We start from the raw sequence: 12,142 nt of genomic DNA, 5'->3' as shown, positions 1-12,142 counted from the left end.
GTCTTCCTTACCTACACTCTATTAACGTAACTATTTCATTATTTAACTTATATTTAGAATTATCAAATGAATCTATTGCTATATCTTTATCATCAAATTTTAATTTATTCCCAGCAAGTGATACCCATCCAATTTGTATACCTGGCACTCCCACAATAAGTGCAAAATCTTTTACATCTTTATTTATTACGCTTCCTGCTCCAACTAATGAATATCGTCCAATAGTATTACCACATATCACAGTTGAATTTGCACCAATTGAACAACCTTTTTTCAGTAGTGTTATTTTAAATTCTTCACGTCTCATGACAAAAGATCTTGGATTAATTACATTAGTAAAAACCATTGATGGGCCCAAAAACACATCATCTTCTACAGTAACACCTTCATAAATAGAAATATTATTTTGTACTTTTACCCCAGAACCTATTTTTACATTAGGACCAACTACACAATTTTGTCCAAACGAACAATTTTTACCAATATTAGATCCATCTAAGATATGAGAGAAATGCCATATTTTTGTATTATCTCCAATACTCACATTATCATCTATATATGAAGATTCATGGAAAAAGAACTTAGCCATTATTTTACCTTTTTACAAAATGGGTGATATTCACCTTTTAATCCAATAGCTGTCTTATTTCTTATTTGAGATACTATATCAATTGAACCATAAGCATCATCTAAACCAAAACCATTACCTTTTAGAATTTCTTCATAAGATAGAGTGTGTAAGTCTTTAAATCCTCCAGAGAACTCAATCTCTTCACCTTCAACAGTAATTGATCTAAATGTAGTTTGTCCAGCTTCTCTTATCTTTTTTGGAAGATAATCATAATTAACAGATAAAAACCACTTTACATTTGCATTTTTAAGAATAAGTGTTCCTGCATTTGCATCTGGATTTTTTACATGAACTAAATTTTCTTTTACTTCACCAAAAATCCAAGATAACATATCAAAAAAATGAACTCCAATATTTGAAGCTATTCCACCTGATTTAGATTCAGCACCTTTCCATGAGATAAAATACCATTTTCCTCTACTTGTAAGATAAGTTAAATCTATATCATATACTTTTTTAGGGTTAAGTATTAATTCTTTTGAAACCTTTTCTTTTAGTGCAATAATGGAAGGATGCAATCTTAATTGTAAAATAGTATTTACTTTTTTCTTTGTTTCCTTTTCAATTACTTTTAATTGGTCAAGATTATGTGGATTTAAAACTAATGGTTTTTCGCAAATAGCATGTGCTCCACTTTTTAAAGCAAATCTAATATGAGAATCATGCAAATAATTAGGAGATGCAATTGCTATATATTCTATTCTTTTATCATTTTCTCTATGATATTTATCTACAAATCTATCAAATCTCTCAAATTCTGTAAAAAAACTAGCTTGAGGAAAGTATGAATCCATTGTTCCTATACCATCATAAGGATCTAGCGCCGCAACTAATTCATTACAAGTTTCTTTTATAGCTTTCATATGCCTTGGAGCAATATATCCAGAAGCGCCAATTAATGCAATCTTTTTTTTAATCATATCTTCTCCATTTAAAATAATTGTTCTCATCTTTCATCATCAACTCCATTCAATCTTCAAATACATTCGCATTTTAATCGAAAAACCATAACTTTCTTATTATTCTTCTTTTTATATATTTTAAAATAGATAAGATATTTAAAAAAACATAACTTAGTGAATTAATATATCCCATTTTATAACAATAATTATAATTATAAAGTTCACCTTTTTCCATTTTCCACATATCAGAAGACAGGCCACTTTCACCATATGGTTTCTTATATAATTTAACTAATGGTACCGAAAGCAGATATAAATCTTCTTTTCTAGAAATTTTTATCCACAAATTATAATCCTCAGAGTAACTCAAATTTTCATTAAAACCTCCAACACTATTAAACAATTCTTTTTCTACTATTGTGCAAGGTGTAGAGCTCCTATTTGAAAGTAAAAAATCTTTAAATGTGTACTTCTTTATATTAAACTCTTTTATATCTCGAAATTTTTTAAGCGTATACTTGCAAGAAATAAACTTAGCATTAAATTTCTTAATTTGTTCATATTGAATATTTAGCTTTTCTTTGTGCCATTCGTCATCTGAATCTAGAAATGCTAAGTATTTACCTTTTGAACTTTTCACTGCCTTATTTCTAGCACTAGATGGACCATTGTTTTCTTGATAAATGTATTTGTACTGTACATCCCTATTTTTTAAATATTTCAAAAGAATAAATTTACTGTTATCTTTGCTACCATCATCAACAATAATAATTTCAAAATTCTTATATGTTTGATTTAATACAGATTTTAATGCTCTAAGAATAGTCTTTTCTCCATTATAACAGGGAATAATTACTGAAAAAATCATAAAGAATACTCAAGTCTTGGTACTAATTTTAAAACTATCTGAATAATAAAATTATCTTTGGGAAGTAATTGCAACCAATGTCGATTATCTATTGGCAAGGAATCAATGTACTTTTGTATATTTTCTTCTTTTATTTTTAAAAGTTTATTAGATTGAGAATCATATACATAAACAATTTTCTCTATCAGTATTTTTGTTCCATATTTCTTATCAAATATATAGTTTTCTTCATGAGTAAATTTCCTGTTTAATGTTGAAATTTTATAATCTTTTTTAGTTGCTAATTTAAAAATGTGTGTAGCCATACCCTCTGCAAAAAATTCAATATGAGAGAACTTCCCAAATTGACTGTATTGATTATTACTCACAAATAATTGTTTTCCTGTGTCAAAATTTTTTATATCAACATTCTTTGAAATGTTTTCAATTATCTTTAATTGAATTTTATTCCAATTTTTCCAATGGTCTGAAATTCCAAGTGAAGAAAAAATAAATACTGCAAATATAAAAGTTGCACTTTTTTTATTATTCATTAAAAACATAACTATTAAAAATGTAATTAATAGTGAGCCATATATAGTTACTCTATTACCAAGATTAAAGACTATTTGAGGATACATTCCTGTTAATGCGAATATTCCAAATGCTAATAATACAATAGCACTTATTGAAATCAAAAGTTCTTTATTTATTTTGTCTTTTTCTATTTTATAATATTTGTAAAATAATAGAACTAAAATTATGCCAATAACAATTGACAGAATACTCAATTGAATAAATGAATAATAAATTTTAAACCAAAAAGATGGACCAATAAAAGAATCTATAAAAGTTCCAACTTGTAAAATATATTGTTTTGATAATGATAATAAACTAAAATCAGCGTTTCCTTTAATTACTTGTGTACTGAAAATATTTGAGATAATAAAATAGTAAACAATATAAATTAGTTGTGGTATTAAAAAAATAATAAACTTTTTGTATTCTTTATTTAGTAAAAAGATAAATGATAAACCAAAGAAGTAAGGAGGAGTAGAATACCCTGAAAAGGAAGCAACTAGGCCGAGAAGGGAACCTTCTATTATTTTATCCTTAGCTATTAATTTGTGTGATGACATAACAAGTACAAGTGTAATTAATAAATACTGGCCTACCGTCCAATAATTTGTAGCATCATGTATTGGAAACAGTACAAATATTAAACTAAATAAAAAAGCTTTTGAACTTTTCATATAATCTATCATAAACAAATATATTAAAAAAAATGAGAAAAAGGATGTTAATATTTTGATAATATCAAAATAAATTGATCCAAAGTCAAAAAAATAAAATTGTAAAAAATCATATATCATTATTGGCACTGCTTTTAAATACAAAGAGTCAGTAAATATATTTGCTAATACATCATAAATATTGTTTTTTATATAAACTATATGAATAATATCATCAGAATGTGAACCAGTAGAAATATACAAATAAGAAAATAACAGAAGTGCAATTATTAGACTTCCTTTTTTAAACATAAATTTCCTCCCGAATAAAAAAATAACCATAAAAATAATATTGTTATGATTTGAAGTAGGTGATAAACAATAGCAAAGGATAATGCTTCTTCATTATTAATACCAAAATATCCTAAAATAAAAACAATGCTTGCCTCATAAACTCCAATTCCTGCAGGTGTAGTAGGCAAGGACATTCCTAGAGCAGAAATAATAAAAACAATCATTACTTCAAAAAAAGACAAATCGAAGTTTGTAAAAAAGTATATAAATCCATATAAGGATAGTACATAAAACATATACAAAAGAATTGTAGAAATAATTCCCATAATTAAAACTTCATAACTTGTCTTATAAATGTTAATAATAATTTGTAATAAAGCTTTTTTTATTCTTTTATTTTTAATTTTTTTAAGCACTTTAATTATATCTTTAATATACTTTATAAAAATAAAAATACCTATAAATAAAAAAATAATCATTGAAAATAAAAAATAAGTTTTTTCAAGGAATATTGAACCAAATAAAACAATCAAAGAAATAAAAGAAATTATAGATAAATCTAAACTTCGTTCTAAAACTATGGAACTTATTGACTTATGAGTTTCAATAGAGTAATTTTTTCTTAAATATGTAGGTTTATATAGGTCACCTGCTCTAATTGGCAGTATTTGATTAATTGCCATTGCGAGTAAATTTACCTTATAAGAATTATAAAAACTAATATTGGAAAGACTTAATATTTGCCATCTATAAGAAAGGATAAAAAATGAAACAATTGTAATAATCACAACGTAAATAATAGCATCAAAAGAATACATAAATAAACTTTCTAGTAATAAATCAATGTCTATATTAAAAGTTAAATAGAATAAGGCAATTGAAACAATTAAAATAGGAAAAAAACTATTCATCAAAACCTATTTTCTCTTTTATGATATAAGATTTATTAGGATTAATTTGATCGTATATTCTCCATATATATTCTGATATAATTCCAAGCATCAGAAATAAAAGTCCGAAACCAAAAGTATTTAAGGCAACAAGTGTTGACCAACCTTCAACTTTAATATCACCAAATAAACTTACAATGATTATATACAAGCCGTATCCAAAACCAATAGAAGAAAATAATATTCCCAGAATAGTAATTAGTCTCAATGGCATTATAGAAAATGACACAAAAGTATCAATAAATAATTTTATCTTTTTACTTAATGTCCATTTACTATGACCGATTTTTCTCTCAAGTTGTTTATATGGGACATATTCTTTTGAATAACCCATATTAAAAATATTTCCATATATCGACGTATTTTTAATGTTCATGTTTTGTAAGTTTTTTAGTACATTAAACTTTAACATAAAAATATCTAATCCTTTCTCAGGAAAATCAGTTATTGCGTATTTTTTTACAAGAGAATTATATATTCGAGAGAAAATAATGCTAAGTTGATCAGTACTTCTATTTTGCCTATCAGCTAATACAATATCAATATTTTGATCTGAAGAAAATTTATTTAACATATCTTTATATAAACTAATAGGCTCTTGCATATCGGCAGACATAAATGAGAAATAATCACAAGTTTTGATATTATCAATTGCTGCGAACATAGAATAATGCGATCCAAAATTTTTCGATAATTTTATTAATTTTATACCAAAAATATCTTTAGTTGTTTCTTTTATTATTTCAAAAGATTTATCAGAAGAACCATCATCTACAAAGAAAAACTCAATATCCATATTATTAATTTCATTTCTTATATTTTCAATTCTAATATTAAAGTTTCTTAGATTGTCTTCTTCATTTAAAAAAGGTACAACTATTGTCAATTTTTTTTTCATTACATATGCCTTTTAGTATAGCTTTTCTGGTGTACCATGTACTTTGTTATTAGATGGTATATCTAGATTAACTAAACTATTAGCACCAATGACTACATTATTACCTATTCTTATTCCTTTTGATATAACTACATTAGGGCCTATATAACAATTATTACCTATTGAGACAGGTGCTTTTGTTATTTCATTTTTAGAAACTATCTTATTTGATGTATCATGTGTATAGATCTGAACGCCGGCAGAAATATCACAATTATCTCCAATTATTAGGCTTCCACCTGATCCATCAAGAATCGTAAATGGACCTATCCAACATTCTTTACCAACTCGAATATCCCCGAGAACTAGAGAGGAATCGTAGACACTCGTGTTCTCACTAAAATTTAAATACTTGGCTTTCTCCCACCGATCATTTATATTCTCACCAAAAGGTAAAACTCTGTCATATTTTTTATTAACTTCTTCTCTTTTTTTATAAAAGAAATCTATAATTCTATCTAACATTATTTACGTATCCAACTATTACATCAAAAATTCTTTTTGTATCTAAATTTTCATAACAAGGAAATGTAATAGTATTATTTTCTAGGTAATATGAATTTTCTTGAATACTCTGATACTTATTATAATAATAAGTAGCGCTACTCAAACTATATGTTCCAATTGTAGTTTCTATATCATTAATTTTTAAATGTTTTATTAAATTATCCCTATTAATGTCTTGCGGAACTTTAAAAACTAATGATTGCACATTGTAAACAACATTTTTATTTAATTTTTGTTCACTAAAGCCAATTTTTTGGAGTTCTACAATAAACAGATCACGTATATTATTTCTTGATTTTAGAATAATATCTAGTTTTTTCAACTGTTTTATTCCCATAACAGCCTGCAGTTCTGACATTCTATAGTTATAACCATAATCTACAAAATCAAATTTTCCATCATTTATAACAGCTCCATGATTTAATTTAATATCTAATAACTCCGCATATTTTTTATTGTTTGTAGTAATTGCACCACCTTCTCCAGTAGTCAGTAGTTTCCGGGGGTGAAAACTAAAACAAGTTAAATCTGCAATATTCCCACATTTAATATTATTCTCACTACTTCCAATTGAACAAGCGGCATCTTCAATTAATGGTAAGTTATATTTCTTACAAATATTTTTAATCTCTCCGATTCCACTGGGGTTACCTAATGCATCAACAAAAATAACTGCTTTAGTTTTTGAAGTAATTTTTTTTTCAAAGTCATTAGGCTTCATATTAAACGTTTCTAGTGATACATCACAGAAGATAGGTATAGCTTCTAAATCCTCAATAACATTTGCAGTGGCAGGAAATGAAAAATCAGAAACAATAACTTCATCACCTTTTTTAATATTTAGTATTTTTAAAGACATTGTTAACGCTGTAGTCGCTGAAGTAGTTAAAAATGCGTGATTCGACCCAGTATATGATTTAATCTCATGTTTAAATTCTTCTACAAATTTACCTTTTGTAAACCATCCACTTTCAAATATATCCTGAAACTCACTTTTAACTTCATCGAAATTTATATATGGTTTAATTAGCCTTATCATTTGATATTTTCCATATACCATTTAATCGTTTTCTCGAGGCCATTTTCAAAAGACGTCAATCGATAGTCAATCATAGATTTTATTTTTTCATTACTTGCATTATGACATTCAACATCTGCTCCCCTAGCGGCCTTTTGCAGTATTTTCTCTTTATAATCCATTTGTTTCACAATCTTTGATACTACATCTTTCATTGTAATTTGGCCATCTGTTGAAATATTTATACTGCCTCCAGTCTTCATTTTATAATATAATTTTATAATAGCATCAACAGTATCAAGAACATAAATAAAGTCTCTACTTTGTAGACCAGTACCATGTATTTCGGGATTTATATCATTCATTATTCTCCAGCACGTAATTGGAATAATACCAGATAGGTATCCTTTATAGTTTTGTCTTGGACCATAATTGTTAAAAGGTCTAACAATAAAAGCATCTAATTCAAACATGTTAAGATAACTCATAACAGCTAAATCAGCAGCAGCTTTTCCTGCAGCATATGTTGTTGTAGGCTTTATGGGATGAGACTCATCCATTGGCTCATATACCGCGGTACCATAAACTTCTGATGTTGAAAAATGGACAAGTGTTTTAAAACTACCATTTCTCTGATGTTCTAATATATTTAAGATGCCATTAACATTCGTATTAAATGCATTTTTAGGATTAACAAATGAATAATTTAAGGCTTTAGTGGCACAATTAAAAACAATATCTATATCATATTTATTGAATATATAATCCAATGACGAGCTAATTTCAATATCATCTTTATATAAAACAGCTCCACATAAAATAGCATTTTTTAAGTTTTCTTCACTTCCTAAGAACATATTATCTATTACAATAAGTTTTTTAGCTCCTTCTAATATTAATTTATCAACTAAATGACTACCAATAAATCCTGCTCCACCAGTAACTAAAATTGTGCTATTTTTTATTGTGGGTCTCATTGAGTGCTCCAAATTTGGTCTTGAATAATACTTGCAATTTTCATTGCAGCGTAGGCATCTTGTACCTTTGGAACGTTCTGATTATTCTCCAAACAAAATTTTAAAAATCCAATATGTTCATTTAATAAAGCTTCTTGAGGAGAGACATTAATTGACTCCTCAATTGACATCAAAGAAATATTTTCATAGTTTTGTTTTACAGTTTGCTTATTAACTAATATTTCTTTTTTTAATAAATTACAATCAACATACATATCCTCACATGTAGCACTCACTTGTCTAATTCTTTTTTCTGTTATTCTACTTGCTGTAATATTTGAATAAACTCCATTTTTATGTTTTATAGTTGCGCGAGCAAATGCAATCATATTATTTTCTATAACGCCATAAGATTGGACACTTTTAAAATCACCATTCAAAAAAAGAGCTAGGTCAATATCATGTATCATCAAGTCTGTTATAACATCAACATCTGTAATTCTACTACTTACTTTATTAGTTCTTTCAAAATCAATATTTATAATATTATTAGAATGTTCTAATACTTTTTTTAATTCAATAATAGCAGGATTGAACCGTTCAATAAAACCTATTTGAATATTTAAACTTTGGTCATGTGCTAATTTCATAATTTCACTTGTTGTAGATAGTTTATCCGTCAAAGGTTTTTCTACAAAAATGTTCTTTACATATTTACTAACATTCAAAATATATTCATAGTGAGTGAAAGTAGGTGTGACAATAACCACTGCATCAACATTTTGCAAATCATCTTCCAATATTCTAGAAGCTTTTACATCGTATTCTTTTGATAATTTATTCATTACGTCAATATCGAAATCAAATATGAACTGTAAGTCAACTGCTTTTAACATTGACAAAACCCTCAAATGATTTTGTCCCATCTTACCAAGCCCAATTAAACCTATTTTTAAAGTATTTTTCATTTACATTCTTCTTTATTTGTCACTTTATCACCTTTTTTAATCAAAGTTGGCGTGATTTTCCAGTCCTCTTCAAATGCTCTAGATAATTTATCATTAGTAAAAAATGCATTTTGGCCAACAAAAATATCATCTTCTATTGTTACTCCATAATAAACAGAAACACTATTATTAATTTTACAATTATTCCCTATAAGTACATGAGAATCTATATAGGTGTCTTTTGAAATAACACAATTTTCACCTATTTCGCTACTCACTCTTATTTGCGAATTTATCCAATTTTTTGTACCTTTTCTGATTATTACTTTTTTCGAAACATTTGCTGTTGGATGAATAAAAACGTTATTCATTTATTACCTTTATAATGTAATCTTGTTCCTCTTGAGTTAAAAATGCAGACATAGGGAGAGCTATTATTTCCTTTGAAATTTTTTCTGTTATAGGAAAATCTCCTTCTTCATAAGCTAAATACTTAAATACTTCTTGAAGATGTAATGGTATTGGATAATAGACTCCTATTGGTACATTTTTATTTGAGCATTTTTCTATTACAGACTCTCTATTTTTAACTCTTACACAGTACTGAGCCCACACTGATGTTGCGTTGTTTGATACAAAAGGTAGGATAATATTTTTCAAGTTTTTATTATAAATTTCTGCTATTTCATTTCTTTTATTTAACTCTTTCTCATAATACTTAAGTTTAACATTCAATACTCCAGCCTGAATAGTATCAAGTCTTCCATTAATACCAATATGACTATGAACGTATTTCTTTGTTTGACCATGATTTAGGATAATTCTTATCTTCTTTGCCAATTTATCATCATTTGTAAACACTGCGCCACCATCACCATAGCAGCCTAATGGTTTTGCAGGAAAAAATGATGTTGTCCCAATATCACTTAGGTTACACGACTTTTTCTTTTTATATTCTGCTCCAAAACTTTGGGCCCCATCTTCAATCACTTTTAAATTATTTATTTTTGCTATTTTATTTATCTTATCCATATCAGAGGTTTGCCCAAATAAAGATACGGGAATAATAGCTTTGGTTTTAGAAGTAATTTTTTCTTCAATTTTATTCACATCTATATTATATGTTTTCTCATCAATATCAACAAAAACAGGGATTGCTCCCAAAAAGGCAATTGTTTCAGCACTTGCTATAAAAGTAAAAGGAGTTGTTATAATTTCATCACCTGGTTTGATATCAATGGCCATTAATGCTAAGATAAGAGCATCCGTTCCACTACTGCAAGTAATTGCATGTTTAACACCAACAAATTTTGCTAAATTCTTTTCTAAAAAAGAAACTTTATCTCCCATTATATATGATGATGTATCTAATACATCTTGTATTTCTTTATCGATTTCTACTTTATACTGTTTGTATTGACTTTGTAAATTTATAAAATTAATTTTCACATACATCCCTTATTTTCTTTTAACGCTAAATAATCATAATAACCTAATATTTTTTGTTCTAATTTCAATAAATTATCACTGCTAATAATTTCAACTCGTTTTAATCTTTTTAAGTCTAAGTTTTGAATTGTATTTAAACCTATATGGCTTGAGGAAATGACATTATAACCTAATTTATCTATAATTTTAATTGTATTCTCATTGTATGAACCATGAGGGTAACTCATCTCATTTATTTCATATGAAACTATGTCTTCAAGTCTATTCTTACTATCGTTTAACTCATTAAATTGATCAGAATAAGACAATTGAGACAGATGAGGATGTGAAACACTATGTGCACCTAATCTACAAAAATTACTTTTAGAAAAAATTTCTATTTCACTTTTCGTTAAATAGTCTTTTTTCCCTATGAACCCTGTCGATATATATAGCGTAAATGGAATATTGTATTTTTCGCATAATTCCAAAGCGTATAAATTATCTTTATAACCATCATCAAAAGTTATTGAGATACTATTTTCAGTTAAATTATTTTGATATTTATCATCAATTGCTATTATCTTGTAATTATCTTTTAAGAAGATAATATGTTCTAAAAATCTTTTTTTTGAAATTGAAATTCCATATGTATCATGTGATAAAGTAGAACCAACAGAATGATAAAGAATAATTCTATTCCCTATTTCTTTTTTATATCTATAATATAAGTTATAATATAATTTTGATAATGAAGTTTTAATTATTTGTTTCATTTTTTCTTTTTAAATACGATAATATATTGACTCGCCCATTTTTTATACTTTTTTTTATACCAAATTAAAGGAAAAAATATAAGTTTTAGCACTTTGTATGACAATTTATTGAAAATATACTTATGCAATTTATTAAAAATAACTTCATAATATTTTTCACTAACAAGGCACAATCTATCGTCTTTTCTGTATATATTAATCATTAAGTTATAATCCATACAATGAGGAAATGAAATATCACTACCTACTAACATAAAGACTCCGCCTGGCTTTAAACTATCAATCATATTCGAGATAACTTGATACTGTTCAGTAAAGGAGTTAACCCTAGTAATTAGATAAACTTCTCTAGAAAATATTAGATCATATTTATTATCTTCTTTAAATTTAAGCATGTCACCTTGTATAATATTTAAACTTGAATTATTTTCTTTTAATATTTTTATTGCATCATCAGAATATTCTAATGCATCCATATTTATTTTTACTCGATTAAATGCACCTGCAATATATCCTGCTCCACATCCTACATCTATACATTTATTGTTACTAGCCAAGTTGAATCCAATTATTTTATACAATAAAACAAGATATGAATCAACCATATTTTGGGAAGAACTTTCATCTGCTGTATGAGAAAAGATATCTTGATTATTCTTGTATTCATCATGGTTTTTAGTATTTGCAATTTCTTTAAATTTTGACATTTATTAATCC

General features: G+C 26.6%; 14 protein-coding genes. All 14 read right to left on the bottom strand.

The features are described from left to right. Positions 1-7 precede the first annotated feature (7 nt). Positions 8-589, bottom strand: a complete 582-nt coding sequence (locus HRT41_04185) for an N-acetyltransferase (GenBank protein NQY23206.1) — start codon at positions 587-589, stop codon at positions 8-10. After that, positions 589-1,551 (bottom strand): Gfo/Idh/MocA family oxidoreductase, encoded by a 963-nt coding sequence (locus tag HRT41_04180; GenBank protein ID NQY23205.1) that lies wholly within the window; start codon positions 1,549-1,551, stop codon positions 589-591. Before HRT41_04180 ends, HRT41_04185 begins: the two co-directional genes overlap by 1 nt. A gap of 73 nt (positions 1,552-1,624) precedes the next feature. Next, positions 1,625-2,401 carry a glycosyltransferase family 2 protein gene (locus HRT41_04175; protein ID NQY23204.1) on the bottom strand — a complete coding sequence of 259 codons (777 nt, stop codon included), beginning with the start codon at positions 2,399-2,401 and terminating at the stop codon, positions 1,625-1,627. Beyond that, on the bottom strand, positions 2,398-3,924 hold the full coding sequence (locus HRT41_04170; GenBank protein ID NQY23203.1) for a hypothetical protein: 1,527 nt from the start codon (positions 3,922-3,924) through the stop codon (positions 2,398-2,400). Before HRT41_04170 ends, HRT41_04175 begins: the two co-directional genes overlap by 4 nt. Then, complete coding sequence (locus HRT41_04165) at positions 3,903-4,817, bottom strand: flippase-like domain-containing protein (protein NQY23202.1); 915 nt, start codon at positions 4,815-4,817, stop codon at positions 3,903-3,905. The genes HRT41_04170 and HRT41_04165 overlap by 22 nt, the downstream gene beginning before the upstream one ends. Then, positions 4,810-5,754: a glycosyltransferase gene (locus tag HRT41_04160; protein NQY23201.1), complete on the bottom strand. Its 945-nt coding sequence runs from the start codon at positions 5,752-5,754 to the stop codon at positions 4,810-4,812. The genes HRT41_04165 and HRT41_04160 overlap by 8 nt, the downstream gene beginning before the upstream one ends. Before the next feature lie 12 nt (positions 5,755-5,766). Further along, positions 5,767-6,258 carry an acyltransferase gene (locus HRT41_04155; protein NQY23200.1) on the bottom strand — a complete coding sequence of 164 codons (492 nt, stop codon included), beginning with the start codon at positions 6,256-6,258 and terminating at the stop codon, positions 5,767-5,769. Further along, the gene (locus HRT41_04150) at positions 6,248-7,339 is read right to left on the bottom strand and encodes a DegT/DnrJ/EryC1/StrS family aminotransferase (GenBank protein ID NQY23199.1); all 1,092 of its coding nucleotides are present in this window, start codon (positions 7,337-7,339) and stop codon (positions 6,248-6,250) included. Before HRT41_04150 ends, HRT41_04155 begins: the two co-directional genes overlap by 11 nt. Then, positions 7,336-8,295 (bottom strand): GDP-mannose 4,6-dehydratase, encoded by a 960-nt coding sequence (locus HRT41_04145; GenBank protein ID NQY23198.1) that lies wholly within the window; start codon positions 8,293-8,295, stop codon positions 7,336-7,338. Before HRT41_04145 ends, HRT41_04150 begins: the two co-directional genes overlap by 4 nt. After that, the gene (locus HRT41_04140; GenBank protein ID NQY23197.1) at positions 8,292-9,242 is read right to left on the bottom strand and encodes a Gfo/Idh/MocA family oxidoreductase; all 951 of its coding nucleotides are present in this window, start codon (positions 9,240-9,242) and stop codon (positions 8,292-8,294) included. Before HRT41_04140 ends, HRT41_04145 begins: the two co-directional genes overlap by 4 nt. Continuing rightward, positions 9,239-9,592 carry a hypothetical protein gene (locus HRT41_04135; GenBank protein NQY23196.1) on the bottom strand — a complete coding sequence of 118 codons (354 nt, stop codon included), beginning with the start codon at positions 9,590-9,592 and terminating at the stop codon, positions 9,239-9,241. Before HRT41_04135 ends, HRT41_04140 begins: the two co-directional genes overlap by 4 nt. Then, the gene (locus HRT41_04130) at positions 9,585-10,670 is read right to left on the bottom strand and encodes a DegT/DnrJ/EryC1/StrS family aminotransferase (protein NQY23195.1); all 1,086 of its coding nucleotides are present in this window, start codon (positions 10,668-10,670) and stop codon (positions 9,585-9,587) included. The genes HRT41_04135 and HRT41_04130 overlap by 8 nt, the downstream gene beginning before the upstream one ends. Continuing rightward, on the bottom strand, positions 10,667-11,425 hold the full coding sequence (locus tag HRT41_04125) for a polysaccharide deacetylase family protein (GenBank protein ID NQY23194.1): 759 nt from the start codon (positions 11,423-11,425) through the stop codon (positions 10,667-10,669). Before HRT41_04125 ends, HRT41_04130 begins: the two co-directional genes overlap by 4 nt. Further along, a complete protein-coding gene (locus tag HRT41_04120; protein ID NQY23193.1) occupies positions 11,422-12,132 on the bottom strand; it encodes a class I SAM-dependent methyltransferase in 711 nt (236 codons plus the stop codon). Before HRT41_04120 ends, HRT41_04125 begins: the two co-directional genes overlap by 4 nt. Between the last annotated feature and the right edge of the window lie 10 nt (positions 12,133-12,142).

This window comes from Campylobacteraceae bacterium, from assembly GCA_013215945.1.
Classification (GTDB): domain Bacteria; phylum Campylobacterota; class Campylobacteria; order Campylobacterales; family Arcobacteraceae; genus NORP36.
This window is presented reverse-complemented; position numbering and strand designations above follow the sequence as displayed.

Bases quoted from the DNA above. Each gene is read 5' to 3' on its own strand.
- HRT41_04185 (NQY23206.1), bottom strand. From the start codon at position 589: ATGGCTAAGTTCTTTTTCCATGAATCTTCATATATAGATGATAATGTG.
- HRT41_04180 (NQY23205.1), bottom strand. From the start codon at position 1,551: ATGATTAAAAAAAAGATTGCATTAATTGGCGCTTCTGGATATATTGCT.
- HRT41_04175 (NQY23204.1), bottom strand. From the start codon at position 2,401: ATGATTTTTTCAGTAATTATTCCCTGTTATAATGGAGAAAAGACTATT.
- HRT41_04170 (NQY23203.1), bottom strand. From the start codon at position 3,924: ATGTTTAAAAAAGGAAGTCTAATAATTGCACTTCTGTTATTTTCTTAT.
- HRT41_04165 (NQY23202.1), bottom strand. From the start codon at position 4,817: ATGAATAGTTTTTTTCCTATTTTAATTGTTTCAATTGCCTTATTCTAT.
- HRT41_04160 (NQY23201.1), bottom strand. From the start codon at position 5,754: ATGAAAAAAAAATTGACAATAGTTGTACCTTTTTTAAATGAAGAAGAC.
- HRT41_04155 (NQY23200.1), bottom strand. From the start codon at position 6,258: ATGTTAGATAGAATTATAGATTTCTTTTATAAAAAAAGAGAAGAAGTT.
- HRT41_04150 (NQY23199.1), bottom strand. From the start codon at position 7,339: ATGATAAGGCTAATTAAACCATATATAAATTTCGATGAAGTTAAAAGT.
- HRT41_04145 (NQY23198.1), bottom strand. From the start codon at position 8,295: ATGAGACCCACAATAAAAAATAGCACAATTTTAGTTACTGGTGGAGCA.
- HRT41_04140 (NQY23197.1), bottom strand. From the start codon at position 9,242: ATGAAAAATACTTTAAAAATAGGTTTAATTGGGCTTGGTAAGATGGGA.
- HRT41_04135 (NQY23196.1), bottom strand. From the start codon at position 9,592: ATGAATAACGTTTTTATTCATCCAACAGCAAATGTTTCGAAAAAAGTA.
- HRT41_04125 (NQY23194.1), bottom strand. From the start codon at position 11,425: ATGAAACAAATAATTAAAACTTCATTATCAAAATTATATTATAACTTA.
- HRT41_04120 (NQY23193.1), bottom strand. From the start codon at position 12,132: ATGTCAAAATTTAAAGAAATTGCAAATACTAAAAACCATGATGAATAC.